Raw genomic sequence first — 25,760 nt, forward strand, 5'->3', positions numbered from 1 at the left:
GCGGGCGGGAGGAGCGGGCGGGGATGACCGGGACGTCAGCACGGGGCGACGCCGTTGCCGGAACCCGGACCGGCAGGCGCGGCGGTGGCCGGGCCCGCCCCGTGTGGTCGCGGAACTTCGCGCTGTTCTTCGTGGCGCGGGCCGTCGCCCGGCTCGGGGACAGCATGCTCACCGTGGCGCTCGCCGCCGGCCTGGTGCAGCACGGGTACGGCGCGGGCGCGGTCGGCCTCGCCATGGCCGCGAAGGCCGCCGCCTTCGCCGGGCTGGTCGTCCTCGGCGGGGTGTTCGCCGACCGGTTCGACACCCGCAGGCTGATGCTCGGCGCCGATCTGGTCCGGCTCGTCGTCCAGTCCCTCATGGCCGCGCTCTTCCTCGCCGGGCACGTGGTCCTGTGGGAGATCTGTGTGATCGGCGTGGTCAACGGCGCGGCGGGCGCCCTCTTCCAGCCCGGCGTGGCGAGCACGGTGCCCCGCGTCGCCACCGACATCCAGGGCGCGAACGGCGCGATCCGCATCGCCGAGTCCGCCGCCCAGCTGGCGGGCCCCGCCGTCGCGGGCGTGCTGGTCGCCTTCACCTCACCCGGCGGCGTGTTCGCGGCCGACGCCGCCACGTACGTGGTGAGCGCCCTGTGCCTGCTGCTGCTCCGCCTGCCCCCGGCGTCCGGGAGCGGCCGCGCGTCCGGGCCGGGTGCCAAGGCGTTCAAGGCCGATCTCGTCGAGGGCTGGCGGGAGTTCAGGGCGCGGACCTGGCTCTGGGGTGTCATCGCCGTCTGGTGCGTCTACATGATCGCCGTATGGGGGCCGACCGTCCCGCTGGTGGCCACGCAGGTGGTGCACCAGCACGGCCCCCGCGCGTACGGCCTGATCAACTCCGCCCTCGGCGCGGGCACCGTGGTGGGCGGCCTGCTGGCCGTGCGGCTGCGGCCCCGCCGCATGCTGCGGGCGGGCGCGACCGCCCTGTTCGCCTTCGTCGGCTTCCCGGCGACCGTCGGCGCCGGTCTCGGCGTACCGGCCATGGCGGCCGGGGCCGCGGTCGCCGGAGCCGGGATGTCGTTCTGGGGCGTGATGTGGTCGACCAGCGTGCAGACCCAGGTCCCGGCCGACGTCCTCAACCGCATCCACGCCTACGACGTCGCCGGCTCCCTGGCGATGATGCCCGTCGGCCAGGCCCTCGCCGGCCCGGCGGCCGGCGCGCTGGGCGCGGACCACGTGCTGCTGGCCGCCGGCGTGGTGAGCCTCGTCGTCGCCGCCGCGCTGCTCGCCGTCCCCGCGATCCGCGACCTGGCCAGGGTCGACGCGCCCGCGCGGGGCCACTGAACGTCCCCACGCCCGGAAAAGGGGTGCGCGACCACCGACCCGAGTGCGGTATGGTTTCCCTGCGCGTTTCGACCAGGGAAACCCCAGGTCAAACGGCATCGGGACGTGGCGCAGCTTGGTAGCGCACTTGACTGGGGGTCAAGGGGTCGCAGGTTCAAATCCTGTCGTCCCGACGGTGCGAAGGGTCTTCGCGGGCAATTGCCCGCGGGGCCCTTTTTCGCGTTCCTCGTGGTCGGTGACCTCGGGACGATCCCCGGTCGCGGCGCACCCGTGCGGGACCGGCCACTGGCCGAGAAAAACGCGTGGACCGAGCGCTCGCCGGCACGCGACACTGCAAGGCCTGACCTGCCTGTACGCGTACGTCGGTGCGAACCGACGCTCCAGGGACACGGGGTGGGAATGGGATCGCCTGAACCGCGCGGGACCACGCCGCGCAGGGGTGCGGTGCTCCTCGCACTGCGTCATTACGGACGGGAGATGGCCCGGCAGCGGCGCATGGCGGTGCCCGCCATGCTGCTGCCCGCGCTGGGCAACATCGGCCTCAACTATCTGGCGCCGCTCGTCGTCGCCAAGCTCGTCGGCCGCATCGCCGACGACCACGGCCTCGGGCTCGGCGCGACGCTGCCGTACGTCCTCGCCTTCGCCGGGGTGCTGCTGTTCTCCGAGGCGCTGTGGCGCGTCGGTCTGCACTGCATGAACCGGCTCGACGCGCTGGGCATAGAGAACCTGTACATCGTCGGCATGGACGAGCTGTTCGCCAAGGACGCCGCGTTCTTCCACGACAACTTCGCCGGGTCGCTGACCAAACGGGTACTCAGCTTCGCCTCCCGCTTCGAGGAGTTCGTCGACACACTGACGTTCCAGGTCGTGGGCAGCCTGGCGCCGCTGGTGTTCGGATCGGTGGTGCTGTGGGGCTACGAACCGCTGCTCGTCGTCGGGCTCCTGACGATGATCGCGCTGACGGCGGTGTGCGCGGCGCCGCTGATCCGGCGCCGCCAGCAACTGGTCAACCAGCGCGAGGAGGCGATCGCCCGGGTGTCCGGCCATGTCGCCGACGCCCTGATGAACATGGACACGGTCCGGGCGTTCGCCGCCGAACACCGCGAGGCCGCCGAACACCGCTCGCGCGTCGCGGAGTCGCGGCGCCTGACGCTGCGTTCCTGGGACTACGGCAACCTGCGCATCGACACGCTGGTCGCGCCGATGTCCGTGCTGACCGGCGCGATGGGCCTGCTGCTCGCGGTCGCGCTGGTCGGCGGCGGGAACAGCGTGGAGGCGCTCGTGGTCGCCTTCACGTACTACACCAACGCGCCCCGCATCATGTTCGAGTTCAATCAGATCTACCGCCGTCTGGAGAGCTCGATGACGGAGGCCGCGCAGTTCACCGAACTGCTGCTGACGCCGCCGACCGTGCTCGACGTGCCGTCACCGGAGCCGCTGCTCCCCGGGGCCGCCGACGTCCGCTTCGAGCGGGTGACCTTCGCCCACGCGGGCGCCGAACCGCTCTTCGAGGGCCTGGACCTGGCCGTCCCCAGCGGGGCCAGGATCGGTCTCGTCGGCCGGTCGGGCGGCGGCAAGACCACGCTCACCCGGCTGGTGCTGCGGATGACCGACATCGACGGCGGCCGGATCCTGATCGGGGGTCAGGACATCAGCCGACTGCGCCAGGCCGACCTGCGCAGCCTGATCGCCTATGTGCCGCAGGACCCGGCGATGTTCCACCGCTCGCTGCGGGACAACATCGCGTTCGCCCGCCCGGACGCCACCGAGGCGGAGATCCGCCGCGCGGCCGAGGCGGCGCACGTCTCGGAGTTCGCCGACGCGCTGCCGGAGGGCTTCGACACGCTGGTGGGGGAGCGGGGCGTCAAGCTGTCCGGCGGACAGCGGCAGCGGGTCGCCCTGGCCCGGGCGATCCTGCGCGACGCGCCGATCCTGCTGCTCGACGAGGCGACCAGTGCCCTGGACTCGGAGAGCGAGGTCCTCGTCCAGCAGGCGCTGTGGCGGCTCATGGACGGGCGGACAGCGCTCGTGGTGGCGCACCGGCTGAGCACGGTCGCCGGCATGGACCGGCTCGTCGTCCTGGACCGCGGCCACATCGTCGAGCAGGGCACGCACCAGGAACTGCTCTCCTCGGACGGCACCTACGCGAAGCTGTGGCAGCACCAGTCGGGCGGCTTCCTCGGCGACAGCCCGGCCCCGGCCGACCTGCACTGAACGCACGGGCCCTCGCGACAGGCCCTAGGCCCGCCGATAGCGTGCGGTGACCTGCGTGAGATAGGCGCGGAGCATCACCTTGGCCTCGTCGAGGAGCGCCGCGTCGCCCTCGGCGTCGCGGCGGAACGCCTCCTGGGCGAGGGCGTCGGCGGCGAGGAACGCGGCGTGGCAGGCCCGGCCGAGCGCCTCGTCGTCCTCGGCCAGGTCCAGGGCGAGCAGCAGGCGGCGCACCCCGTCGGCCATCCGGCGCTTGTGCTCGCGGTCCGCGGACCGGGCCCGCTCGGTCAGACCGCTGCCGAACCACAGTGCGCGGAAGCCGTGTTCGGTGCGGTACAGCGCGGCGAAGGCGTCGATCAGCATCCCCACCGGATCGTCCCGGTCCCGGGCCGCGGCGGTCCGTACGAAGTCGTCCATGACCGCTTCGAGCCGGGCGAAGTAGCCCGCCGCCAGGGCGTCGATGATCGCGTCCCGGTCCGGCAGGTACTGGTACAGCGAGCCCACCGACACCTTCGCCGCCGCCGCGACGCGCGTGGTGGTGAGTGCCTCGACGCCCTCGTCGACCAGGACGCGCTCCGCCGCCTCCAGGACCCGGGCGAGCCGGGCCCTGCTGCGCGCCTGCCGGGGTGTGCGGCGCAGCGGGACGGCTCCGGGCCGGTCCGGATCCGCGATCGGCTCGCCCACGTGTGGCCTCCGAAACTGAACGTGACATTGTTTCAGGTTTACGTTAGCGTCGCGTACATGACGGACTCAAGCTCCGCGCTGGGCCGGGAGAGGGCCGCCGTCGCGGACGCCTGCCGCCGTCTGGGGGCGGCGGGCCTGCTCATCGGCACGGCCGGCAACGTCAGCGTGCGCGTGGGGGACCGGGTCGCCGTCACGGCGACCGGAGCGGTGCTCGCCCAGCTGACCGCGGGTCAGGTGACCGTGGTCGACCTCGACGGAAAGGTCGTCGGCGGGAGGCTGCGGCCGACCTCCGAACTGGACCTGCACCTCGGCGTCTACCGCCGCTACGGCACCGGCGCGGTCGTCCACACCCACGCCCCCATGGCCACCGCCCTGTCCTGTGTCCTCGACGAACTGCCCTGCATCCACTACCAGTTGCTCGCCCTCGGCGGCACCGTGCGGGTGGCCCCGTACGCCACCTTCGGCACCCCGGAGCTCGCCGAGTCCGTGCTCGCCGCCCTCGACGGCCGCGGCGCCGCCCTGATGGCCAACCACGGAGCGGTCACCCACGCGACGACGCTCGAAGCGGCGGTCGAGCACGCCCTGCTGCTCGAATGGGCCTGCGGCGTCTACCAGCACGCGGCCGCGCTCGGCCGGCCCCGCGTCCTCGACGAACAGCGCCAACGCGCCGTGATCGAGGCCGCGCTCGCCCGTGACTACGGCACCACCCACCCCGTACCACCAGCTCAGGAGGAGAGCCGATGAAGGCCGTCACATTGGGCGTGCACGTACTGGACGTGCTGGTGCGGCCGGTGGAGGCCATACCCGAGGGCCAGGGAGCGACCTTGGTCGAGGACATCCGGATGACCGCCGCCGGGACGGCCGGCGGCACCGCGCTCACCCTCGCCAAACTGGGCGCCGCCGTGCGCAGCGCCGGGGCGATCGGCACCGACCCCACCGGTGACATGCTGGTCGCGCTGCTCGACCGGGCGGGAATCGACACCGCGTTGCTCGTCCGCCGTGCGGACACCCCCACGTCCGCCAGCGTCCTGCCCATCCGGCCGAGCGGCGAGCGGCCCTCGCTGCACCTGCTCGGCGCCAACATCACCTACGGCCCCGACGACGTGCCCTGGGACGCCATCGCCGAGGCCACGCATCTGCACCTGGGCGGCCCCGAGCTGATCGGCGTCGACGTCGCCGCGCGCATCCTGGCGCACGCCAAGGAGCACGGCGTGGTCACCTCGGTGGACCTCCTCGCGCCCGGCGTGCTCGGCGGCTTCGAGCAGATCGCGGCGGCCCTGCCGTACGTCGATCACTTCCTGCCCAACGACGACCAGGTGCTGGGCTTCAGCGGCGAGGACGACCTGGTGGCCGGCGCGAAGAAGTTCCTCGGCGCCGGCGCCGGACTCGTCGCGGTCACCCGCGGCGGCGACGGCGCGCTCCTGGTCACCGAGGCGGGCACCGAGACAGTGCCCGCCTTCGCCGTCGACGTCGTCGACACCACCGGCTGTGGCGACGCCTTCTCGGCCGGCTTCCTGCGCGGCGTCGCGCTCGGCCGCACCCCGCGCGAGTCCGCGGTCCTCGGCTGTGCCGCGGCCGCGCTCGTCGCGCGGGGGCTGGGCAGCGACCACGGGGACTTCGACCTCGCCGCCGCCGACGCCTTCGCGGCCACGCACGCGACCCGCGACTGAGCCCTCCGGTTCAGGCCACGTGGCCCATGTGCGCGAGCGCCTGCTTCAGCAGCACCCCGTGCCCGCCCGGCATCTCGCTCTGCACCGCGGCGGACACGGCCTCTTGCGGGGTGAACCACACGAGGTCCAGCGCGTCCTGCCGGGGCCGGCAGTCGCCGGTCACCGGGACGATGTAGGCGAGGGATACCGCGTGCTGGCGCGGGTCGTGGTACGGGGTGATGCCCGCGGTCGGGAAGTACTCGGCGACCGTGAAGGGCTGCAGCGAGGTCGGGATCCGGGGCAGGGCCACCGTGCCGAGGTCCTTCTCCAGGTGACGCATCAGGGCGTCGCGGATCCGCTCGTGGTGCAGGACACGGCCCGAGACCAGGGTCCGGTTGACCGTACCGTCCGGTCCGATGCGCAGCAGCAGGCCGATGCTGGTGACTTCGCCGCTGTCGTCGACGCGCACGGGCACGGCTTCGACGTAGAGGATCGGCATGCGGGCACGGGCCATCTCCAGCTCGTCCGGGGACAGCCAGCCGGGCGTGGTTTCGGTCATGTCAGACATTGCTTGATCATACTTTCCGGGTGGGGTGCGCGCTCAGTCGCGGGCGGGGTCGGATGAGGGAAGTCCGTAGAGGCGGCGTGCGTTGTCACGCCCCGTCCAGGCGGCGATCCGCAGGGCGTCGGGCAGGCTCAGTTCGTCGGCGTCCACCCGGTCCTGGAGCAGTGCGGCCAGCCCCTGCCGGAAGGACAGCGCGCCGAGGTGGTGGAACTCGGCCACACCGTAGGCGTCCGAGCTGTACAGGAGTTTGCGGAACGGGGTGATCTCCAGCGCCTCCTCCAGGATCGCCCGGGACCGGGCCGGGCCGGTGAAGTGCAGGGTCAGGCCCACGTCCAGGTACACCTGCTCGAACACGGCCGCCAGGTAGGAGGCCTGGCGCTGGAAGGGCCAGCAGTGCAGCAGGAGGACGGGGACGGTGCCGCGCGTCAGGTGCAGCCAGTCCGTCAGGAGGGCGGGGTCGGCCCGGTGCAGCCGGATGTCGTCGTCGCCGAATCCCGTGTGCAACTGGAGCGGGAGCCCGAGATCGACGGCGGTCCACAGCAGGTGCCGTACCAGCACCGGGTCGGCCAGCCGGCCGCCCGCCGCCGACCAGCGCCCGGCGGCCTCGCTCACCTCGGCGTCCGGGGGCCGCGCCGGGTCCAGGGCGAAGCCGGTGCGGTAGGCCGCCACCGACTTGACCGCGACCACGCCCGGCCGCCGTACGGCCTCCTCGGCGGCCGCACGGAACACGCGCGCGTACTCGCCCGCCTCGACGCCCCGCGCCGCCACCGCCTCGGCCACGCACTCCAGCCGTACGACCTCGTACGCCGTGGCGCCCGCCGCCTCGGCCAGCTGGGCCGCGGTGGTGACGGGGTGCGGGGCGTACCCGGTGTCCACGCAGTACACCTCGGTCCCCGCGGCCTCCAGGAACCGCCGGTTGACCTCCCGCCAGCCCAGCTCGGCGCGCCGGGCCGTGTAGTCGGCGGCGGGGGCGTGCCGGGGCAGGTCCAGCAGGGGAGCGCAGTGCCGGCGTACGGCCACTCCGACGGGACTGTCGAAGGGGGAGATCCCGGGCCACGCCGCGCCCTCGGTGAGCAGCGACTCGAACGCGGAAGGACCGAGGTCGGCCGTGACCGCGCCGTGGCAGTGGTGGTCGACGAGCGGCAGCCCGGCGAGGGCCTCCTGGACCGGCCCCATCGTCAGTACTTCCAGCGGTAGGCCGCCGCCACCCGCGCGTCGTCCAGACCGTCCACGGCCGCGGCCTCCCCGAGGCGTACGGCGGTCACCGCGTCGGCGAGGACCGGGCCCAGCGCGGCCCGCAGGACCTCGTCCCGGCGGAACGCCTCGACCGCCTCCGGCAGCGAGGCCGGCAGCCGCCGCACGCCCCGCGCGGCCGCCTCCTCCTCACCGAGCCGGGCCGGGTCCCCGGTGATCTCCTCCGGCAGCGCCGCGGCGGACGTCACCCCGTCGAGCCCGGCGGCGATCACGCAGCCGAGGGCGAGGTACGGGTTGGCGGCCAGGTCGACCGGCTTGACCTCCAGGTTCGCGTACCGCTCCTGGCGGCCCGCCGTGCCGGTGACCACCCGCAGGGCGGCCTCGCGCGTCTCCCGGCCCCACGCGGTGAACACCCCCGCCCACTGCGACGGTTTGAGCCGCAGATAGCTGGCCGGGCTCGGCGCGGTCAGGGCCGTCAGCGCGGGCAGGTGCGCGAGCACCCCGGCCGCGAACGACTCGGCCTCGGCCGTCATGCCGTACCGGCGCGTCCCACCGGTGTGCAGGTTCGCCCCGTCGCGCCGGCAGGAGAGGTGGAGGTGGCCGCCGTTGCCGACCCCCTCGGGGAGCACCGCCGGGGCGAAGGAGGCCCGCAGGCCGTGCCGCTGGGACACCGCGCGGACGGTCTGCCGCACCAGCACGCTCCGGTCGGCCGCCGCCACCGGGTCCAGCGCGCCCACCGAGAGCTCGAACTGCCCCGGCGCGTACTCGGGGTGGATCTGGTCGACGTCCACGCCCTGGGCCGCGCAGGCCGCGAGGAGGTCGGCGGTGTAGTCGCTCAGCTCGATCTGCCGGGTGGCGCCGTAGGCCGGGCCGGACACCGCGGGGACGAACTCCCCCTCGGGCGCCGAGGCGAGCCCGACGGCCCACTCGATCTCGACGGCCGCGAGAAAGGTCAGACCGTGCCGTTCCTCGGCGTCGGCGACGGTCCGGCGCAGGAAGGTGCGGCCGCACCCGGGGTGCCGCTCGCCTTCCTGGGTGATCCGGTCGACGGGGGCCCAGGCCCAGCCGGGCTGCCCGGCCAGCTCCACCAGCCGGTCCAGCGCCGGGTACAGGCGCAGGTCGCCGTCCGGCGAGCCGAGGACGTCGGTCGCGACGATCGAGTCGTCGGCCAGGAACGTGTCGAAGACGGGCGACATCCCCACGCCCCAGGCCGCCGCCGTGGGCAGCCGTGCCGTCGGGATCGCCTTCACCCGGCCGATGCCCGCGGTGTCGACGTAGGCCAGCACGATCCCGCGCACCCCCCGTCCGGCCAGCTCCGCGGCGAGGGCGGTGGCCCGCGGAACGTCGCCGGGTCGCCCACCGGGCACGGGGTCGGCAAGGGTGGTCATGCGTCCTCCTCGACGGGCTCGCCGTACGTGCTCGGGGTCAGGGTTTCACGGCCACCGCGCCGAACTGCGGTACCACGGCGGGGCTGTCGGCCCCTGCGCGCCAGTGCGAGCACGGCACCAGGCCGGGTTCCAGCAGGTCGAGCCCCTCGAAGAAGGCGGCGATCTCGGCGCGGCCGCGGGCGGTGATGGGCGGGGTGGCGTGCTCGTTCCAGTAGCGCATCGCCTCGACGTTGCCCTCGCCGCCCAGGTCCGCGTCGAAGGTGGGGTGCGTGACGGCGAGGAAGCTGCCCGACGGGACCGCCGCCATGATCCGGCGCACCACCTCGCGCGCGTGGTCGGTGTCCAGCACGAAGTTGAGGATGCCCAGCATCATGACCCCGACGGGCCGGTCGAGGTCGAGGGTCTCGGCGGCGCGCCGGACGACGGTGTCCGGGTCGTGCGCGTCCGCGTCCACGTAGGCGGTGGCGCCCTCGGGGGAGCTGGTCAGCAGCGTACGGGCGTACATCAGGACGACGGGGTCGTTGTCGACGTACACGATCCGTGCGTCGGGCGCGATCCGCTGGGCGATCTCGTGCGTGTTGTCCACGGTCGGCAGGCCGGTGCCGATGTCCAGAAACTGCCGCACGCCGCGCTCGGCCGCCAGGTACCGCACCACCCGGCCCAGGAAGTCCCGGTCCGTGCGGGCCACGTCCCGTATCACCGGGAACATGGCGGCGACCTCCTCGCCGACCTGCTGGTCGGCGACGTAGTTGTCCCGGCCGCCGATCCAGTAGTTCCAGACCCGCGCGTTGTGCGCCACGGACGTGGTCGGCCCCGCCGGTCCGCCCTTGCTCACGTCGCTGCCCTTCCCCCCTGGTGCGGCTGTTGGCCGACATTGTGCCCTCCGGTGATCGGCGTGTCCCGGGAATCGGCACAGCGGTCGGTTCCGGAGCCGGGCGCTCCATGAGGAACACTGGTTCGAGTACGCCCGCCCCGACCGGAAGCAGCACATGTCCGTCTCCCCAGCTCCCCTCCGTACCGGCGTCGACCCGTCGGCCGGCCCCGCCGACATCCGGCTCGTCGTCACCGACATGGACGGCACGCTCCTGGACGACGCGAAGCGGCTCCCGGCCGGGCTGTGGCCCGTGCTCGCCGAACTGCGGCGGCGCGGAGTGCTGTTCAGCCCGGCGAGCGGCCGCCAGTACGCGACGCTGGCCCGGGAGTTCGCCGAGGTGGCCGAGGGCATGGTGTTCATCGCGGAGAACGGCACGTACGTGGTGCGCGACGGGGTCGAGCTGAGCTCCGACCCGCTGGACGCGGAGGTCGCCGCCGGGGTCGCGCTGGCCGTACGGCGGCTGGCGGCGGACGGGGTGGACGCGGGCGCCGTCGTCTGCGGGAAGCGGTCCGCCTATGTGGAGCGGAGCGACGAGGCGTTCCTGGCGGAGGTCCGCAAGTACTACGTCGAGCACCGGATCGTCGAGGACGTCACCGCCCTGGACGACGAGGTCATCAAGGTGGCCGTGTTCGACTTCGGCCCGGCCGAGCGGACCACCGCGCCCGCCCTGGCGGCCTTCTCCGCCACCCACCGGGTCGTCGTCTCCGGCGAGCACTGGGTCGACGTGATGAACCGCACCGCCGACAAGGGCGCCGCCCTGCGCGGCCTGCAGCGCGAGCTCGGCATCACGCCAGCCCAGACCATGGTGTTCGGCGACTACCTCAACGACCTGGAGATGCTCGACGCCGCCGAGTGGTCCTTCGCCATGGCCAACGCCCACCCGGAGGTCATCGCCCGGGCCCGGCACCTCGCCCCGTCCAACAACGACAACGGGGTACTGAGCACCATCACCCGGGTCCTGGGGATACCGCAGCTCTGAGCGGCTTCGGCCGGTCTCAGCCCGCGGCCTTGCGCCCCACCGCGCCGTACAGCGAGACCGGCCCCTCCGGGTCCCCGGCGCCCTCGGGACGCCAGTCCGTCACCGAGACGACGCCCGGCTCCAGCAGGTCGAGGCCCTTGAAGAAACCGGACACCTCGGTCTCGGAGCGGGCCACCAGGGTCACCCCGCCGGCGCCGTACGCGGCGATGCCGCGCCGGACGTTCTCGGGCTCGAAGTCGGCGGTCATCGCGGACAGGACGAGACAGCTGCCCGGGGCGAGGGCGCCGACGAGGGTGTCCACCAGGTCGAAGGCGCCGTCGTCGTCCGCGACGAAGTGCAGCAGGGCGATCAGGGAGAGGGCGACCGGCCGGTCGAAGTCGAGGACGCGGGCCGCCTGTTCGAGGATCGTGCGGGGGTCGCGGGCGTCCGCCTGGACGTACTCCGTCACACCCTCGGGGGTGCCCCGCAGCAGGGCGCCCGCGTGGGCCAGGACGATCGGGTCGTTGTCGACGTAGACGACGCGGGCGTCCGGGGCGACCGACTGGGCGATCTGGTGGAGGTTGGGCTCGGTGGGTATGCCGGTGCCGACGTCCAGGAACTGGCGGATGCCCTGCTCGCGGGCCAGCAGACGCGTCGCCCGCCGCATGAAGGCGCGGTTGGCGCGGGCGGCGCGCGGGGCGCCCGCGTCGATCGACATGATCTGCCGGCCGAGCCCCTCGTCGACCGGGTAGTTGTCCTTGCCGCCCAGGAACCAGTCGTACACCCGGGCCGGATGCGGCCGGGTCGTGTCGATCTCGTGGACGGCCGGATCGCTCCCGGTCACGCGGTGCTCCTCTGCTCGACGCGCCCCGGTGGTCACTGCGGGACGTGCGAGCAGTCTGGCACGCCCACGCGGCACGGCGCAGACGGTCTTCGGCCACCTCCGTGGCCGACCGCGCACGGTTCAACTCGGCTGCGGGCGGTGCGGGTTCGGCCCCGCCGACGCGGTGGAGCGGCAGGTCGCCGCGCTCCGGTGGGCCGCCGCGCTCCGGCGCTGGACCGGGCGTCCCGGTCCGGCCGTGGTGCCTCTTCCGGCCAACTGCGCCGCGTCGGCCGTCGCTCATGTCGGCGAGGGCGCCCGCTCATGTCCGCAAAGACACCGGCCCACCGGGCGGCAGCACGTCGTCCAGGAAGCGGGTCAGGTCCGCGAAGACCTCGGCTGTGGGCGGTGCGGGTTCGGCCCGCCGGCGCGGTGGAGCGGCAGGTCGCCGCGCTCCGGCGGGCCGCCGCGCTCCGGCGCTGGATCGGGCGTCCTCGGCCCGGCCGTGGCGGCACTTCCGGTCAGCCGTGCCGCGTCGGTCGGCGCTCATGTCCGTGAGGGTGCTCGCTCATGTCCGCACAGGGACCCGTTCAGTGGGGCGGCAGCACGTCGTCCAGGAAGCGGGTCAGGTCCGCGAAGACCTCGGTCTTGTTCGTCTCGTTGAACACCTCGTGTCGGGCCCCCGCGTAGACGTGTTCGGTCAGTCGGCCGCCGCTCAGCCGTTCCACGCCGACACGGCTGCCGGGCAGCGGTACCACCCGGTCGTCGGCGCCGTGCAGCCACAGCAGCGGCAGCGGTCCGACGTCGCCGCCCCGCGCGACGGTGTCCAGGGTCCGTACGAACGCCTCCAGCGTCGGCCGCTTCATCGGGCCGTGCCAGACCAATGGGTCGGCGGCGTACGCGGCGCCCACCGCGGGATCCCGGGAGAGCGCGGCGGGACTGAGGGGGGTGTCCGGGATCTCGTCGAGGGCGAGCAGCCGCCCCGGCAGCTCCCACGCGCCGATCACCGGCCCGGACAGGACGAGGGCGGCGAGCCGATCGCCGTACCGCTGGGCGTACCGGGCCGCGATCAGGCCGCCCATGGAGTGGCCGATCATGACGACCGGCAGACCGGGGTGCGCGGCGCGGGCCGCACCGTCCACGGCGTGCACGTCGGTGACCACGTCCTCGAAGTCCTCGATCACCACCCGCTCACCGGCCGACGCCCCGTGGCCGACGTGATCCGGCCCGTACACCGCCGCGCCGTGCCCGGACAGGACCTGGGCCAGTTCCTCGTACCGGCCGGCGTGCTCGCCGTACCCGTGCACCACGAGGGCCACGTACCGTGGGCCCGGATGCGGCCACTCGCGCGCGGTGATCATGCCCCGGGTCCCGGTCAGGACGTGCTCGCGGGCCTCGGCCATGTCGCCTCCGGTTGCGTCGGGGAAGGTCCCGGGGATCTTCCCAGGGCGCCGTTCCGCGGTCTATAGTCCAAAACTAGCGGTGCTAATTAAGAGTGTCGCGCTGATCCTCAGCGTCGTCGGTCAGGAGTCCTGTCGTGCGTCCCGTCCACTTCGCGGCCGCCCGCCGCACCCCCATCGGCAAGCTGCGCGGGGCCCTGTCCTCGATGCGGCCCGACGACCTGGCGGCAAGCGTCGTCCGCCGGCTCGTCGCCGACGTGCCCGCACTCGACCCGGCCCGGATCGACGACATCTACTGGGGCGCCGCCAACCAGGCGGGCGAGGACAACCGCAACGTCGCCCGGATGGCCGCGCTGCTCGCCGGACTGCCCGACTCCGTGCCCGGCGCCACCGTCAACCGCCTGTGCGCCTCAGGCCTGGAGGCGGTCACCACGGCCGCCCGCACCGTCGCCGCCGGTGAGGCCGACATCGTGATCGCCGGCGGCTCCGAGTCGATGAGCCGCGCCCCCTTCGTGCTGGCCCGCCCCGACGAGGCCCTGCCGCACCGCGTGGAGACCGTCGACACCCGCCTCGGCTGGCGGCTGGTCAACCCCGCGATGAAGGAGCTGCACGGCCTGCTGTCCATGGGCGAGACCGCCGAGGAGGTCGCCGGGCGGTACGGCATCACGCGCGAGCGCCAGGACGAGTTCGCCCTGCGCAGCCACCAACTGGCCGCCGCCGCCCGCAAGAACGGCCACTTCGACGACGAACTCCTGCCCGTGGAGCGCCCGGACGGCATCGTCGTCGACAGCGACGAGTGCGTCCGCGAGGACACCTCGTACGAGAAGCTGTCCCGGCTCAAGCCGGTCTTCCGGCAGGGTGGCACGGTCACCGCGGGCAACGCCTCGCCCATGAACGACGGCGCGGCCGGGCTCCTGCTGGTCAGCGAGGAGGCCCTGACCGAGCTCGGGCTGGAGTCGCTGGGCCGGTACGTCGCCGGCGCGTCGGCGGGCGTCCACCCGGACGTGATGGGCATCGGGCCGGTCCCCGCCACGCGCAAGGCCCTGGCCCGCGTCGGCTGGGAGATCGGGGACGTCCAGGAGGCCGAGTTCAACGAGGCGTTCGCCGCCCAGGCCCTCGCCTGCGTCGACCAGCTCGGCATCGACCCGGAGCTGGTGAACCCGAGCGGCGGCGCGATCGCCCTCGGCCACCCCCTCGGCTGCTCGGGCGCCCGCATCCTGACGACCCTGCTGCACCGCATGCGGCGCACGGGCGCGGAGCGGGGGCTGGCGACGATGTGCGTGGGCGTCGGCCAGGGGTCCGCGGTGCTGGTCGAGCGGTAGCTGTCGGCGCCGGGGGTCAACTGGCGAGACACTCCTTACCGGCGTCGGTTGGCTGCACATAGCATCGGTTCCCGCATGAACACGATGACGCTCTGGCACATAACCCACGCGGAGTTCGCCGCGCTCGCCTGTGCGGCGCTGCTCGTCGGCTTCTCCAAGACGGCGGTCAGCGGGGCCAACACGGTCAGCCTCGCCGTCTTCGCGGCCGTCCTGCCCGCCCGCGCCTCGACGGGGGTCCTGCTCCCCGTGTTGATCGCCGGCGACCTGCTCGCCGTCGCCACCTACCGCCGGTACGCCCACTGGCCCACGCTGGGGCGGCTGTTCCCGGCGGTCGCGGCCGGCGTGGTGGTCGGCACGCTGTTCCTGATGTGGGCCGACGACGGGGTCGTCCGCACCTCGATCGGCGCGATCCTGCTGCTGATGGCCGCCATCACGGTGTGGCGGCGGCGCACCGAGGACACGGCCCCGGAGCCGGACGCGGTCACCACCCGGGCGGGCCGGGTCAAGGCCCGCTCCTACGGCGTCCTCGGCGGCTTCACCACCATGGTCGCCAACGCCGGCGGCCCGGTGATGTCGATGTACCTGCTGTCCGCGGGCTTCAGGAAGCTGGGCTTCCTGGGCACGTCGGCCTTCTTCTTCCTGATCGTGAACGTGGCCAAGGTGCCCTTCAGCGTGGGCCTCGGCCTGATCGACGGCCGCTCGCTGCTCCTCGACGCCGCGCTCGTGGTGTTCGTCGTGCCCGGGGCGTTGTTCGGCAAATGGGCTGTGAGCAGGATCAACCAGCGCTTGTTCGAGCAACTGGTCATCGCGGCGACGGTCGTGGGCGGCGTACAGCTGCTCCTGCGCTAGCCCGCTCGCCCGAGGCCGAGCAGGTTGGGCAGGTCCGCGAACGAGTCCACGACGTGGTCCGGGGTGCCGCTCGCCTTCTCGTGCGTCTCCGGCAGGTACTTGCCCGTCTTCACCAGGACACCGGTGATCCCGGCGCGCTGTGCCGCCAGCACGTCGGACTCGATGTCGTCGCCGACCATCAGGGCCCGGTCCGCCGCCACACCCAGCCGGGACAGCGCCGCCCCGAAGAACGCCGGTGACGGCTTGCCCGTGACCTCCGCCTCGACGCGCGCCGCCTTCTCCAGCCCGAGCAGGAAGGCCCCCGTGTCCAGTTGCAGCCCGGCCTCCGTGCGCCAGTACAGGCCGCGGTGCACGGCTACCAGCCGCGCCCCCCGCTGGAGGTGCCCGAAGGCCCGGTTCAGCGCCGCGTAGTCGAACTCGGGACCCGCGCCGCCCACGATCACCACATCGGGGACCGTGTCGTCGTCCACGAGCGTGATCCCGCCGAGGTCGTCCGCGATGTCCCCGCTGTTCAGCAGCGTGCAGCGGGCGCCCGGGAAGTGCTCGGCGAGATGGGCGGCGGTGGCGGCCGGCGCGGTGAGGACGTCCTCGGCGGTCACCTCGAAACCGGCGCCCGACAGGGTCTCGGCGATCGACGCCCGCGTACGGGATGTCGTGTTGGTCACCAGGACGACGCCCAGCCCGGCCGCACGGATCTCCCGCAGCGCCTCCACCGCACCCGGCAGCGCCTCCCACGACACCGTGAGCACCCCGTCGATGTCGATCAGCACGGCACGCACGGATTCCATGCCTGGACGATAGCGATCCGGGCCGCGGAACGGTCGGTGAACTGCGCCGGTGCCTGACCGGATTGGGTGATCCCCGGACGGTCTCCTACGCTCACCCCATGTCCCCGCACGTCCTGATCCTCGGCGGCACCACCGAGGCCCGTCTGCTGGCCGCAGAGCTGTCGGCCCGCCCCGGTGTCCGGGTCACCACCTCGCTGGCGGGGCGGGTGGCCCGGCCCGGGGCGCAGGCCGGGGACGTACGCATCGGCGGGTTCGGCGGGGCGGAGGGGTTGGCGGGGTGGCTGCGCGAGCAGCGGGTGGACGCCGTCGTCGACGCCACGCACCCCTTCGCCGACCGGATCACCGCCAACGCGGCGCTCGCCGCGACGGCGACCGGGCTGCCGCTGGTGGTGCTGCGCCGCCCTGGCTGGCAGCCCGTCCCGGGCGACCGCTGGCACACCGTGGCGTCCCTGAGCGCGGCGGCGGCCGCGCTGCCGGGCCTCGGCCGCCGCGTCCTCCTCACCACCGGCCGCCTCGGCCTCGCCGCCTTCGCCCACCTGACGGACCTGCACTTCGTCGTACGGTCCGTGGAACCCCCCGAGCCGCCGATGCCGCCGGACCTCGACGTCGTCCTGGCCCGTGGCCCCTTCACCCTCGCCGACGAGCGGGCCCTGCTGCGCGAACACCGCGTCGACGTGCTGGTGACGAAGGACAGCGGCTCAGAGGCGACGTCGGCCAAACTGACGGCCGCGCGTGAACTCGGCCTGCCCGTGGTCGTCGTCCGGCGCCCTCCGCTGCCGCCCGGCGTGACGGCGGTGACCGACGTGGCGGACGTACCGGAACGGCTGGGCCTCACCCCGCCGCCACCGAGCTCCTGACCCCCGGGCGCTACTCCTGACCGGGGTTCCGGCGGAGCAGATACGTGTCCATGATCCAGCCCTTGCGGTCGCGGGCCTCGGCGCGGACGCGTTCGATGCGGGGCGCGGCCTCGGCGATCGGGCCGGAGACGAGGATCTCGTCCGGGGTGCCTATGTAGGCGCCCCAGTAGATGTCGATGTCCTCCTGCGCGTACTGCCGGAAGGTCTGGTGGGCGTCGAGCATCACCACCACGTCGTCCACCCCTTGAGGGAAACCCTCGGCCAGGCGCCGGCCGGTCGTGATCTGCACCGGACGCGCCACCCGGTTCAGGCCCGTGCGGTGCCGGGCCACCAGCGCCGAGACGCTGCTGATGCCGGGCACGACGTCGTACTCGAACGACACCGTGTCCCCGGCCAGCACCTCTTCGAGGATCCCGAGCGTGCTGTCGTACAGCGCGGGGTCGCCCCACACCAGGAAGGCCCCGGTCTCGTCCTCGCCGAGCTCCTCGGCGATCAGCCGCTCGTAGATCCCGGCGCGGGCGCTGCGCCAGTCCCCGACGGCGGGGGAGTAGTCCGCGCCGCCGGCGCGGCGGTCCCGCTCCGGGTCGCGCGCCTCCACCACCCGGTACGCCCCCTGCGGCAGGTGCGCGTCCAGCATGTCCCGGCGCAGCCGCGTCAGGTCGCTCTTCACCTCGCCCTTGTCGAGGATGAAGAACACGTCCGTGCTCCGCAGCGCCCTGACCGCCTGCAGCGTCAGCTGCTCGGGGTCGCCCGCGCCGATACCGATGACATGAATCTTTCGCACGTCACCGAGTCTGCCCCATCCCACTGACAGTCCGTGCACCGCCTCCACACCCACCGCGACGGGAGGCCACGACACCCGCCGCAACGGGGTCTACGACGCCGCGGGCCCCCGCAGCCGTGGCGCCCGCGCGCCGGCGTCGACCGGCTCGCCGCCCCGCTCCACGGCCTGTGCCAGCTCCCGCGCCCAGGCCGCCAGCCCGGCGAGATCCATCCCGTACGGACGCGGCTCGCCGCTCCGCGCCGCCCAGTCCTCCACGGCCCCCGCGCCGCGCCGCAGCAGCCGTGCGCCGCCGGTGACGTTCCCGCGGGCCGCGTGCGTGAGTCCCACCGCCAGCTGGGCCAGCCCCCGCCACAGCGTGCGCTCGTCCTCGGGCCCCGACTTCCAGGCGTCCTCGAAGACCTCGTGCGCGTGGAACGGCTTCCCCGCGTCCAGCAGCGCCTGCGCCTCGGTGACGGTCCGCTCCGGGGCGCGGACGACCCCCTCGGGCTGCCGCGCCACCCCGTCCGCGCCGTACGGCAGCGGCCGCCCCAGCCCGTCCCGCGGCCGCGCGTTGCGCGCCCGTCCCTCGCTGTCCCGGTCCCGGTTCTCCACCGGCCGCCCCGGCGATGCGTCTGTGCTCCCCATACGACCGATTCTCCACCGCCCCCGGGGTGCCCCCTTCGGCGCACCCCGGTACGTGGGGTAAAGTTCTGTTCGCGCGATCAAGCGGGTCACCGCGAGTGAGCGCACCGGGACGTGGCGCAGCTTGGTAGCGCACTTGACTGGGGGTCAAGGGGTCGCAGGTTCAAATCCTGTCGTCCCGACTTGCGCATACGCAGGTCGCAGCCCGTGCGGGAGCAATCCGGCACGGGCTTTCGCCTTTGTCGGCGTCCCGCACGCGGCCACCGGGGCGCGGCCGCGGGTGGTAGAGAGGTTCCATGACCACCTCGTACGCCAACCGCCGCGCGGCGGGCGCCCGATGACCGCCGGCATCGACACCCCGGACCGGCGCGGCCGCACCGGACTCGACCGGACCGGCCTGGACCTCACCGGCAATCCCCGGGTCAAGGTGCGCGACGTCAAGCTGCTGTCCAGCCACTGGTACGTCGAACGCGCGACCACCTTCGACTACCGGCACTCCGACGGCACCTGGCACACCCAGCAGCGCGAGACGCACGACCGGGGCAACGGGGCCACCCTGCTGCTGTACGACGCCGAACGCGAAACCGTGCTGCTCACCCGGCAGTTCCGCTTCCCCGTGTACGTCAACGGGCACCCCGACGGGATGCTGGTCGAGACGCCGGGCGGGGTGCTCGACGACGAGGACGAGCGCCCCGAGATCGCCGTCCGGCGCGAGGCGGTGGAGGAGACCGGGCACACCGTCGGCGACGTCCGGCACGTCTTCGACGTCTACATGAGCCCGGGCTCGGTGACCGAGCGTGTCGGCTTCTACGCGGCCGCCTACGGTCCCGCCACCCGTACCCACGAGGGCGGCGGCCTGGACGAGGAGGGCGAGGACATCGAGATCCTCGAACTGCCCTTCCGGCGGGCCCTGGAGATGATCCGCACCGGCGAGATCGCCGACGCCAAGACCATCATGCTGCTCCAGTGGGCCGCGCTGGAAGGGCCGTTCGCGAAGACCTGACCGCGGGTGCCGGCCGGCCCTCCCGGACGGGGCTCACCGACCCCGAGGCTCCCGTACGACGGCGATGTCGCCGGGTGCGACGCCGACCGTGCCGAGGAGCTCCTTGCCGGAGAGGAGTTCCGTGGCGCCCTCCGCCACCGAAACCTCCGCACCCTTGCCGGAGTGGTCGATCACGAACACGTAGTCCGCGTCCGGACCGCGCCGCCGGACCACCTCGACCCCGGGCGGGGCGGTGCGGACCGGCTCCACGCCCGCCTCGCCGCGGATACGGGCGAGGAGGTCGGCGAGGGTGTCCGGGTCCGGGAGCGTGGCGACGTACCAGGCGGAGCCCGTGCCGTGTGCGTGCCGGGTCACGGCCGGGACACCGGTCAGCGGGCCGTCCGTGTACGACGCGACCGCCTCGGCGCCGTCGAGGCGCACGCGCTCCGACCAGAGCGTGCCCGAGGCGCCCCGAGGGACCTCGCCGCCCAGCCCGACCGGCTCGCCGGGCAGCAGCGGGAACAACTCGTCGGTGCGCACCCCGAGGGCCTCCCGGAACGCGCCCGGGTAACCCCCCAGCCGCACATGACAGTTCTCGTCGACCGCTCCGCTGTGGAAGCCGACGGCCAGCGTGCCGCCGCGCTCGGCGTACGCGGTGAGGTTCGCCGCGCCCGCGTCGTCGACCAGGTACAGGGTGGGGGCGAGGACCAGCCGGTAGGCGGACAGGTCGGCGTCGGGGCGGACGAAGTCCACGGCCACGCCCGACCGCCACAGCGGCTCGTACCAGGCCCGCACCAGGTCCTGGTAGCGCAGCTCGCCGCTCGGCTGCGAGGGCAGCTCCACGGCCCAGCGGGCGTCCCAGTCCCAGACGATGGCGACCTCGGCGGTTCCGGTGCTGCCGCGCACCTCGGCCAGGGCCTTCAGGTCCGCGCCGAGCCGGACCACGTCCCGCCAGATCCGACTGTCCGTGCCCGTGTGCGGCAGCATCGCCGAGTGCCACTGCTCGGCGCCCGCCTTCGCCGCCCGCCACTGGAAGTAGGCGATGCCGTCCGCGCCGTGCGCCACATGGGCGAGGGCGTTGCGACGCAGCTCACCGGGGCGCTTGGCGCGGTTGACCGGCTGCCAGTTGACGGCGCCGGTGGAGTGCTCCATCAGCAGCCAGGGGCCGCCGGCCAGGGAGCGCATCAGGTCGCCGCTGAGCGCCACGTCGATCTCCGACTCGGGGTCGGCGGACATGAGGTAGTGGTCGTTGGAGACCACGTCCAGCTCGGGGGCCCAGCGCCAGTAGTCCAGCGCGTCGAAGTCGTGCATCACCATGAAGTTGGTGGTGGCCGGGATCGCCGGGGCCGCCGCGCGCAGCACGTCCCGCTCCGTCGTGCACAGCGACAGCAACTCGTCGGAGCAGAAGCGCCGCCAGTCCAGCTGGTGCGTGGGGTTGGGCACGGCGCCGGTGGCACGGGGCGGGCGGATCTCGTCCCAGTCGTAGTACCACTGGCTCCAGAACGTGGTGCCCCAGGCGTGGTTGAGGGCCGCCAGGTCGTCGCCGTACCGGGCCCGCAGCCAGCGGCGGAAGGACTCCGCGCTGGTGTCGCAGTAGCAGGCCGCGTTGTGACAGCCGTACTCGTTGTGCACGTGCCACATCACGACGGCCGGGTGGTCCGCGTACCGCTCGGCGAGCGTGCCCGTGATGCGCAGGGCGGCCTCGCGGTAGGCGGGGCTGCTGGGGCAGAACGTCTGGCGGCTGCCGTAGGAGAGGGTCCGGCCGTCCCGGTCGACCGGCAGGGACCCGGGGTGGGCCCGGAAGAACCAGGCGGGCGGCGCCGCGGTGGGCGTGGCGAGGTCGGCGGCGATGCCGTTCTCGTGCAGCAGGTCCAGGATCCGGTCCGTGCGCGAGAAGTCGAAGGCGCCCTCGGAGGGTTCCAGCAGCGCCCAGGAGAAGATGCCGACGCTCACCATGTTCACGCCCGCCTCGCGCATGAGGCGTACGTCCTCGGCCCACACCTCCTCGGGCCACTGCTCGGGGTTGTAGTCGCCGCCGTAGGCGATGCCGGGGACGGACAGGGTGCGCTTCATCGGGTGGCTCCGGACTGCCGGACCTCCTCGTGGGCCCGGGCGGAGCGCGGGTCCACGAGGATCGAGGCGACGGGGGTGAACGGGTTGTGCACGGGTTTCTCTTTCGGGTGGAGCCGGGTCAGCCCTTGTTGGAGCCCAGGGTCAGACCGCTGACGAACTGCCGCTGGAGCACGAAGTACACGACCAGCGTGGGGATCGCGGTGAGCAGGGCACCGGCGGCGACCAGGTTCGGGTCCGTGAAGTACTGGCCGGAGAGGTTGTTCAGGGCCGAGGTGATCGGCATGTTCTCGCCGGTCGAGATCAGCACCAGGGCCCAGAAGAAGTCGTTGTAGATCCAGATCGACAACAGGGTGGCCAGGGCCGCCATCGCCGGCTTGCACAGCGGCAGCGTGATCTGCCAGTACAGCCGCCACGCCGAGGCGCCGTCGACGAGCGCGGCCTCGGTCAGCTCGTGCGGCAGCGAGCGCATGTAGTTGCTCAGCACGAAGGCGCAGAAGCCGGACTGGAACGCCACGTGGATCAGCACGAGCCCGAGCGCGGAGTCGTACAGCTTGCCGCTCGCGGTGATGCCCGGCAGGTCGGTCAGCAGGTACATCCGGTACAGCGGGGTGATGATGACCTGCTGCGGGAGCAGGTTGCCGGCCGTGAAGACCAGCAACAGCGCGAGGTTGAGCCGGAAGTCGAAGCGGCTGACGTAGAAGGCCACCATCGACGACAGGAACAGGGTGAGCAGTACGGCCGGCACCGCGATCAGCAACGTGTTGCCGAAGTAGTGCATCATGTCCGACTGCTTGAACGCGTTGGTGAAGTTGTCGAAGTTCAGCGTGTCCGGCCAGGACACGTATCCCTTCTCGCTGGTCTCGCTGTACGGCCGCAGGGCCGAGAAGATCGCCCACAGCAGCGGGGCGAGCCAGGCCAGCGCCGTGCCCGCCAGGAAGACGTGCAGCAGGATGCGGGCGGGGCGGACGGGCGCGCGCTTCTTGAGCGCGCCGGCCGCGAGGGTGGGGGCGCTCACGATCGCCGCTCCTTCCGGAAGGTGGCCACCAGGTACGGGATGATCACCGCGAGGGAGATGACCAGCAGGACCACCGCGATCGCCGATCCGTAACCGATCCGGCTGGACTCGCCGATGATGTTGTTGGTCACCAGGATCGACAGCAACTCCGTGCCCTGGGCGCCCTTGTTGAAGACGAAGACCAGGTCGAAGGCGCGCAGGGCCTCGATGATGGTGACGACCAGGACCACGGTGTTGGTGGGCCGCAGCGTCGGGAAGATGACGTTCTTGAACGTCTGCCACTCGTTGGCGCCGTCCAGGGCCGAGGCCTCGCGCAGGGACGGGTCCACGCTCTTCAGGCCGGCCAGGTAGAGGATCATCATGTAGCCGGTGTGCCGCCAGGACGCGGCGACGAGGACGGCCCAGAGGTTGAGGTCCGGGTCGCCGATCCAGTCGATGTAGTGGCCGGGCTTGTTGGCCCCGATCAGGCTGTTGATCAGGCCCGTGTCCGGGTTGTAGACCAGCTGCCAGACAAAGCCGATGCACGCCATCGAGATGACGACCGGCAGGAAGAACGCCGTCTGGTAGACCCGGCTGAAGCGGATCTTCTTGTCCAGCTGGATGGCGAGGAAGAGGCCGAGCGGCGTCGGGACGAGGATGAGCGCCACGAACCAGATGACGTTGTGCTGGACGGCCGGCCAGAACTGCGGGTTGTCGTTGAAGAGTTGTTGGAAGTTGTCGAGGCCCACCCACTTGATCGAGTCGAACCCGATGCCGTCCCAGGTGGTGAAGGCGAGCAAGATGGAGGCGAGGGCGGTGACCCAGACCAGGGCCACGTGCAGGACCGTGGGCACGCCCGCCATCAGGGCGAGCGTGATCCGGTCACGGCGGGTCAGCAGGCGTCGGTGGCCCTGCTGGGCCCGCTTGGATGCGGAGTCAGCGCCCGGAGGCGGCACGGCGGCCGCCTCCGGGGTCTTCGTCGTCATGTCGGTCGTCATGCCGCTGCTCACGAGGACGCGAAGATCTGCTTCTTCTGGCGCTCGATCGACGACAGCAAGCCGTCCACGCCCTTGGGGTTCTGGAGGAACTTCTGCAGGCCGGGCTGCATCACCGTCGAGGTGAAGTCCGGCCGCGAGTCGCGGTCCATGAACTGGGTGAGGGTCTTGGCGCCACTGATCATGTCGAACGCCTTCTTCTGCAGCGGCGAGTAGGAGGAGGTGTCGGCCTTGCTGGAGGCGGCCACCACGCTCGGGTCGACCTTGAGGTAGCTCTGCTCGGCCTCGGGGGAGCCCAGGTACTCCAGCAGCTTGACGACGCCGTCGTGGTTCTTGGGGGCCTTGCTGACCATGAAGCCGTCGGTGGGCGCCTCCACGGTGTCCTGGCCGTACGCGGAGTTGATCTCCGGGAACGGGAAGAAGTCGAGGTCGTCCAGGTCGGCCTTGTTGGTGAACTGCTGGGCCACGAAGGAGCCGAGGAGGTACATGCCGGCCTTCTTGGACACCAGGCCCTGGGCGGCGTCCTGCCAGGTGCGGCCCATGAAGCCGTCCTGGTGGTAGGGGAGGAGCTCGGCCCAGTGGTCGAAGACGGCCTTCACCTTGGCGTCGGTCCAGGCGGCCTTGCCGCCCATCAGCTCGACGTGGAAGTCGTAGCCGTTGAGGCGGAAGTTGATCTGGTCGAAGGTGCCCATCGCCGGCCAGGCGTCCTTGTCGCCGAAGGCGATCGGCACCAGGCCGTCCTTCTTCATCTGCTTGCACAGGGCGACCAGTTCGTCCCAGGTGGCCGGGACCTTGTAGCCGTGCTGCTGGAAGACGCTCTTGCGGTAGAAGATCGCCCACGGGTACGTGGTCAGCGGCACGAAGTAGTACTTGCCGTCCTCGCCCTTGCTGAGCTTCTTCATCGCCTCGGGGAAGTTGTCCCCGATCTTCGCCCACACGTCGTCGATCGGCGTGGCGAGCTTCTTGGCCGCGAAGAACTGCATCCGGTAGCCCGCGAACCAGTTGAACACGTCGTCCGGCGTGCCCTGGAGGTAGGAGTTGATCTGCTCCTGGAAGGTGTTGTGGTCCTTCGTGTTGACATCGACCGTGATGCCGGACTGCTTCTTGAAGGTCGCGTAGACGGACTCGAAGGCCTTCTTCGGCACGGCGTCGGACGCGTTGGAGCCGAGGGAGACGGTCTTCGGGTCGGACGAGGTGCCGCTGCCGCCACAGGCGGACAGCAGGGGTATGCCGGCGCCCGCGAGGAGGGCCGCTCCACCGACCCCGCGCAGCAGGGAACGACGGCTGGGACCCGGGACGGCGAGGCCGGAGGGGGTGAGGCGCATGGCGGCTCCTGAAGGCAGGGGTTCGGTCAAGGGAGCGAGCCGACTCCCGAAAGGTCCTCGAAACCGATCAGAAACCAACTCGACCGAACATCGTGGGCGTAATAACAGCCGCATGTCCCACCATGCGTCAATAGCCCACGTCCCCAGAACATCGTCTCTTGCCCGAAACGTAATCGACACGATCACCAGCAGGTTCGTTCAGAAACCAACAGCGCGCGGAGCCCGCACGGCAGGGGTGCCGTGCGGGCTGGGCGGAGCGGGTGAGTCCGGTTACGGTCTGACCAGCAACTGGAAGTCGAAGGCGTACCTGGACGCCCGATAGATGTGCGATCCGTACTCGACGGGACGGCCCGTGTCGTCGTACGCCGTGCGCTGCATGGTGAGCAGGGCCGCGCCCTCCTTCTCGTCGAGGCACACGGCTTCCTCGGCGGTGGCGCTGCGGGCACCGATGGTCTGGCGGGCGCTGTGCAGCGTGATGCCCGCCGAGCGCATCATCCGGTACAGGCCCGTCGACTCCAGCCGGGCCGTGTCGAGTTCGAGCAGCGCGGTGGGCAGGTAGTTGCACAGGAAGGCCACGGGCTGGCCGTGGGTGAAGCGCAGCCGCTCCAGGAGCGTGACCTCGCCGCCCTCCGCGATACCGAGGGCGGCCGCGACGTCCGCGGTCGCGGGCACGCGCTCGTTGCGCAGCACCTGGGTGGTCGGGCCCTGTCCGGCCGACTCCAGGTCGTCGTAGAGGCTGCTGAGCTCCAGCGGCCGCTTGACCTGACTGTGCACCACCTGGGTGCCGACGCCGCGCCGGCGCACCAACAGGCCCTTGTCCACCAGGGACTGGATGGCCTGGCGGACCGTGGGCCGGGACAGGCCCAGGCGCACGGACAGGTCGACCTCGTTGCCCAGGAGGTTGCCCGGGGCGAGGACCCCGTGGTCGATGGCCGCCTCCAGTTGCCGGGCGAGCTGGTAGTACAGCGGCACCGGACTGCTGCGGTCCAGGTCGAAGTCGACGGAGTCGAGTGCGGGGCCGGTCACGGGACGAGAGTGGTCACCGGTTCTGGTCACCGGGACACCTCCTTCCAGGGCTCGGTGCGGGGTCAGGGGCGGCGGGGGAAGCCGG

The 25,760-nt window shown here is 72.5% G+C and carries 25 protein-coding genes and 2 tRNA genes; 11 read left to right on the forward strand and 16 right to left on the reverse strand.

The window, feature by feature from the left end:
* Window positions 1-23: 23 nt before the first annotated feature.
* The 3 genes from IPZ69_RS30595 to IPZ69_RS30605 all read left to right on the forward strand — a co-directional run bounded on the left by IPZ69_RS30595 (window position 24) and on the right by IPZ69_RS30605 (window position 3,530).
* Window positions 24-1,316 (forward strand): MFS transporter, encoded by a 1,293-nt coding sequence (locus IPZ69_RS30595; protein WP_235457935.1) that lies wholly within the window; start codon window positions 24-26, stop codon window positions 1,314-1,316.
* 99 nt (window positions 1,317-1,415) lie between these two features.
* A tRNA-Pro gene (locus IPZ69_RS30600) sits at window positions 1,416-1,489 on the forward strand.
* Window positions 1,490-1,793: 304 nt separating this feature from the next.
* On the forward strand, window positions 1,794-3,530 hold the full coding sequence (locus IPZ69_RS30605) for an ABC transporter ATP-binding protein (RefSeq protein ID WP_235457892.1): 1,737 nt from the start codon (window positions 1,794-1,796) through the stop codon (window positions 3,528-3,530).
* A 24-nt stretch (window positions 3,531-3,554) separates the two neighbouring features.
* On the opposite strand, the gene IPZ69_RS30610 is transcribed toward IPZ69_RS30605, so the two are convergent.
* Complete coding sequence (locus IPZ69_RS30610) at window positions 3,555-4,211, reverse strand: TetR/AcrR family transcriptional regulator (protein ID WP_235457893.1); 657 nt, start codon at window positions 4,209-4,211, stop codon at window positions 3,555-3,557.
* Window positions 4,212-4,268: 57 nt separating this feature from the next.
* Between IPZ69_RS30610 and IPZ69_RS30615 the strand changes: the two genes are divergently transcribed.
* Both IPZ69_RS30615 and IPZ69_RS30620 read left to right on the forward strand, forming a co-directional pair.
* Entirely contained in the window at window positions 4,269-4,955 is a 687-nt protein-coding gene (locus IPZ69_RS30615; RefSeq protein ID WP_235457894.1) for a class II aldolase/adducin family protein, read from the forward strand.
* Complete coding sequence (locus tag IPZ69_RS30620; protein ID WP_235457895.1) at window positions 4,952-5,881, forward strand: carbohydrate kinase family protein; 930 nt, start codon at window positions 4,952-4,954, stop codon at window positions 5,879-5,881. The genes IPZ69_RS30615 and IPZ69_RS30620 overlap by 4 nt, the downstream gene beginning before the upstream one ends.
* Window positions 5,882-5,891: 10 nt before the next feature.
* Here IPZ69_RS30620 and IPZ69_RS30625 read toward each other — a convergent pair whose 3' ends face one another.
* From IPZ69_RS30625 to IPZ69_RS30640, 4 genes are read right to left on the reverse strand one after another with little or no spacing between them, the layout of a single operon-like run.
* Window positions 5,892-6,419, reverse strand: coding sequence for an NUDIX hydrolase family protein (locus IPZ69_RS30625; RefSeq protein ID WP_235457936.1), 528 nt, complete (start codon window positions 6,417-6,419; stop codon window positions 5,892-5,894).
* 42 nt (window positions 6,420-6,461) lie between these two features.
* Entirely contained in the window at window positions 6,462-7,601 is a 1,140-nt protein-coding gene (locus IPZ69_RS30630; protein WP_235457896.1) for an amidohydrolase family protein, read from the reverse strand.
* Window positions 7,602-7,603: 2 nt separating this feature from the next.
* The gene (locus tag IPZ69_RS30635; RefSeq protein WP_235457897.1) at window positions 7,604-9,007 is read right to left on the reverse strand and encodes a glutamine synthetase family protein; all 1,404 of its coding nucleotides are present in this window, start codon (window positions 9,005-9,007) and stop codon (window positions 7,604-7,606) included.
* 37 nt (window positions 9,008-9,044) lie between these two features.
* The gene (locus IPZ69_RS30640) at window positions 9,045-9,842 is read right to left on the reverse strand and encodes an SAM-dependent methyltransferase (RefSeq protein WP_235457898.1); all 798 of its coding nucleotides are present in this window, start codon (window positions 9,840-9,842) and stop codon (window positions 9,045-9,047) included.
* A 154-nt stretch (window positions 9,843-9,996) separates the two neighbouring features.
* Here IPZ69_RS30640 and IPZ69_RS30645 point away from each other — a divergent pair, with 154 nt between their 5' ends.
* Window positions 9,997-10,860, forward strand: a complete 864-nt coding sequence (locus IPZ69_RS30645) for a Cof-type HAD-IIB family hydrolase (protein WP_235457899.1) — start codon at window positions 9,997-9,999, stop codon at window positions 10,858-10,860.
* A gap of 16 nt (window positions 10,861-10,876) precedes the next feature.
* Here IPZ69_RS30645 and IPZ69_RS30650 read toward each other — a convergent pair whose 3' ends face one another.
* The 3 genes from IPZ69_RS30650 to IPZ69_RS30660 all read right to left on the reverse strand — a co-directional run bounded on the left by IPZ69_RS30650 (window position 10,877) and on the right by IPZ69_RS30660 (window position 13,062).
* Window positions 10,877-11,683, reverse strand: coding sequence for an SAM-dependent methyltransferase (locus IPZ69_RS30650; protein WP_235457900.1), 807 nt, complete (start codon window positions 11,681-11,683; stop codon window positions 10,877-10,879).
* A 298-nt stretch (window positions 11,684-11,981) separates the two neighbouring features.
* Complete coding sequence (locus tag IPZ69_RS30655; protein ID WP_235457901.1) at window positions 11,982-12,209, reverse strand: hypothetical protein; 228 nt, start codon at window positions 12,207-12,209, stop codon at window positions 11,982-11,984.
* Window positions 12,210-12,249: 40 nt separating this feature from the next.
* Window positions 12,250-13,062: an alpha/beta hydrolase gene (locus tag IPZ69_RS30660; protein WP_235457902.1), complete on the reverse strand. Its 813-nt coding sequence runs from the start codon at window positions 13,060-13,062 to the stop codon at window positions 12,250-12,252.
* 134 nt (window positions 13,063-13,196) lie between these two features.
* Here IPZ69_RS30660 and IPZ69_RS30665 point away from each other — a divergent pair, with 134 nt between their 5' ends.
* Window positions 13,197-14,381: a thiolase family protein gene (locus IPZ69_RS30665; RefSeq protein WP_235457903.1), complete on the forward strand. Its 1,185-nt coding sequence runs from the start codon at window positions 13,197-13,199 to the stop codon at window positions 14,379-14,381.
* 75 nt (window positions 14,382-14,456) lie between these two features.
* Window positions 14,457-15,230: a sulfite exporter TauE/SafE family protein gene (locus IPZ69_RS30670; protein ID WP_235457904.1), complete on the forward strand. Its 774-nt coding sequence runs from the start codon at window positions 14,457-14,459 to the stop codon at window positions 15,228-15,230.
* Here the strand turns inward: IPZ69_RS30670 and IPZ69_RS30675 are convergent.
* Window positions 15,227-16,018, reverse strand: a complete 792-nt coding sequence (locus IPZ69_RS30675; RefSeq protein ID WP_235457905.1) for a TIGR01458 family HAD-type hydrolase — start codon at window positions 16,016-16,018, stop codon at window positions 15,227-15,229. The genes IPZ69_RS30670 and IPZ69_RS30675 overlap by 4 nt on opposite strands.
* A gap of 98 nt (window positions 16,019-16,116) precedes the next feature.
* On the opposite strand from IPZ69_RS30675, the gene IPZ69_RS30680 reads away from it, so the two are divergent.
* Window positions 16,117-16,875: a cobalt-precorrin-6A reductase gene (locus IPZ69_RS30680; RefSeq protein ID WP_235457906.1), complete on the forward strand. Its 759-nt coding sequence runs from the start codon at window positions 16,117-16,119 to the stop codon at window positions 16,873-16,875.
* Between the two features lie 10 nt (window positions 16,876-16,885).
* On the opposite strand, the gene cobF is transcribed toward IPZ69_RS30680, so the two are convergent.
* Together cobF and IPZ69_RS30690 are read right to left on the reverse strand one after the other, a co-directional pair.
* Complete coding sequence (gene cobF / locus IPZ69_RS30685; protein ID WP_235457907.1) at window positions 16,886-17,659, reverse strand: precorrin-6A synthase (deacetylating); 774 nt, start codon at window positions 17,657-17,659, stop codon at window positions 16,886-16,888.
* A gap of 90 nt (window positions 17,660-17,749) precedes the next feature.
* The gene (locus IPZ69_RS30690) at window positions 17,750-18,283 is read right to left on the reverse strand and encodes a DUF309 domain-containing protein (RefSeq protein ID WP_235457908.1); all 534 of its coding nucleotides are present in this window, start codon (window positions 18,281-18,283) and stop codon (window positions 17,750-17,752) included.
* Between the two features lie 105 nt (window positions 18,284-18,388).
* On the opposite strand from IPZ69_RS30690, the gene IPZ69_RS30695 reads away from it, so the two are divergent.
* Both IPZ69_RS30695 and IPZ69_RS30700 read left to right on the forward strand, forming a co-directional pair.
* Window positions 18,389-18,462, forward strand: a tRNA-Pro gene (locus IPZ69_RS30695).
* A gap of 155 nt (window positions 18,463-18,617) precedes the next feature.
* Window positions 18,618-19,283 carry an NUDIX domain-containing protein gene (locus IPZ69_RS30700; protein ID WP_235457909.1) on the forward strand — a complete coding sequence of 222 codons (666 nt, stop codon included), beginning with the start codon at window positions 18,618-18,620 and terminating at the stop codon, window positions 19,281-19,283.
* A gap of 33 nt (window positions 19,284-19,316) precedes the next feature.
* On the opposite strand, the gene IPZ69_RS30705 is transcribed toward IPZ69_RS30700, so the two are convergent.
* The 5 genes from IPZ69_RS30705 to IPZ69_RS30725 form a co-directional block, all read right to left on the reverse strand.
* A complete protein-coding gene (locus IPZ69_RS30705; RefSeq protein WP_235457910.1) occupies window positions 19,317-21,335 on the reverse strand; it encodes a beta-galactosidase in 2,019 nt (672 codons plus the stop codon).
* Window positions 21,336-21,453: 118 nt separating this feature from the next.
* Entirely contained in the window at window positions 21,454-22,350 is an 897-nt protein-coding gene (locus tag IPZ69_RS30710) for a carbohydrate ABC transporter permease (RefSeq protein WP_235457911.1), read from the reverse strand.
* Window positions 22,347-23,327 carry a carbohydrate ABC transporter permease gene (locus tag IPZ69_RS30715; protein ID WP_235457912.1) on the reverse strand — a complete coding sequence of 327 codons (981 nt, stop codon included), beginning with the start codon at window positions 23,325-23,327 and terminating at the stop codon, window positions 22,347-22,349. Before IPZ69_RS30715 ends, IPZ69_RS30710 begins: the two co-directional genes overlap by 4 nt.
* A gap of 8 nt (window positions 23,328-23,335) precedes the next feature.
* Window positions 23,336-24,649 carry an ABC transporter substrate-binding protein gene (locus IPZ69_RS30720; protein WP_235457913.1) on the reverse strand — a complete coding sequence of 438 codons (1,314 nt, stop codon included), beginning with the start codon at window positions 24,647-24,649 and terminating at the stop codon, window positions 23,336-23,338.
* A 270-nt stretch (window positions 24,650-24,919) separates the two neighbouring features.
* Window positions 24,920-25,705: a GntR family transcriptional regulator gene (locus IPZ69_RS30725; protein WP_235457914.1), complete on the reverse strand. Its 786-nt coding sequence runs from the start codon at window positions 25,703-25,705 to the stop codon at window positions 24,920-24,922.
* Window positions 25,706-25,760 lie beyond the last annotated feature (55 nt).

The sequence above is a fragment of the Streptomyces olivochromogenes genome, assembly GCF_021538895.1.
In the GTDB taxonomy this organism is placed as follows: domain Bacteria; phylum Actinomycetota; class Actinomycetes; order Streptomycetales; family Streptomycetaceae; genus Streptomyces; species Streptomyces olivochromogenes_A.

Coding starts and splice junctions, on each gene's coding strand:
- IPZ69_RS30720 (WP_235457913.1), bottom strand. CDS start 24,649: ATGCGCCTCACCCCCTCCGGCCTCGCCGTCCCGGGTCCCAGCCGTCGT.
- IPZ69_RS30680 (WP_235457906.1), top strand. CDS start 16,117: ATGTCCCCGCACGTCCTGATCCTCGGCGGCACCACCGAGGCCCGTCTG.
- IPZ69_RS30620 (WP_235457895.1), top strand. CDS start 4,952: ATGAAGGCCGTCACATTGGGCGTGCACGTACTGGACGTGCTGGTGCGG.
- IPZ69_RS30700 (WP_235457909.1), top strand. CDS start 18,618: ATGACCGCCGGCATCGACACCCCGGACCGGCGCGGCCGCACCGGACTC.
- IPZ69_RS30675 (WP_235457905.1), bottom strand. CDS start 16,018: ATGGAATCCGTGCGTGCCGTGCTGATCGACATCGACGGGGTGCTCACG.
- IPZ69_RS30595 (WP_235457935.1), top strand. CDS start 24: ATGACCGGGACGTCAGCACGGGGCGACGCCGTTGCCGGAACCCGGACC.
- IPZ69_RS30705 (WP_235457910.1), bottom strand. CDS start 21,335: ATGAAGCGCACCCTGTCCGTCCCCGGCATCGCCTACGGCGGCGACTAC.
- IPZ69_RS30625 (WP_235457936.1), bottom strand. CDS start 6,419: ATGACCGAAACCACGCCCGGCTGGCTGTCCCCGGACGAGCTGGAGATG.
- IPZ69_RS30630 (WP_235457896.1), bottom strand. CDS start 7,601: ATGGGGCCGGTCCAGGAGGCCCTCGCCGGGCTGCCGCTCGTCGACCAC.
- IPZ69_RS30660 (WP_235457902.1), bottom strand. CDS start 13,062: ATGGCCGAGGCCCGCGAGCACGTCCTGACCGGGACCCGGGGCATGATC.
- IPZ69_RS30670 (WP_235457904.1), top strand. CDS start 14,457: ATGAACACGATGACGCTCTGGCACATAACCCACGCGGAGTTCGCCGCG.
- IPZ69_RS30655 (WP_235457901.1), bottom strand. CDS start 12,209: ATGAGCGCCGACCGACGCGGCACGGCTGACCGGAAGTGCCGCCACGGC.
- IPZ69_RS30645 (WP_235457899.1), top strand. CDS start 9,997: ATGTCCGTCTCCCCAGCTCCCCTCCGTACCGGCGTCGACCCGTCGGCC.
- IPZ69_RS30690 (WP_235457908.1), bottom strand. CDS start 18,283: ATGGGGAGCACAGACGCATCGCCGGGGCGGCCGGTGGAGAACCGGGAC.
- IPZ69_RS30635 (WP_235457897.1), bottom strand. CDS start 9,007: ATGACCACCCTTGCCGACCCCGTGCCCGGTGGGCGACCCGGCGACGTT.
- IPZ69_RS30715 (WP_235457912.1), bottom strand. CDS start 23,327: ATGACGACCGACATGACGACGAAGACCCCGGAGGCGGCCGCCGTGCCG.
- IPZ69_RS30605 (WP_235457892.1), top strand. CDS start 1,794: ATGGCCCGGCAGCGGCGCATGGCGGTGCCCGCCATGCTGCTGCCCGCG.
- IPZ69_RS30615 (WP_235457894.1), top strand. CDS start 4,269: ATGACGGACTCAAGCTCCGCGCTGGGCCGGGAGAGGGCCGCCGTCGCG.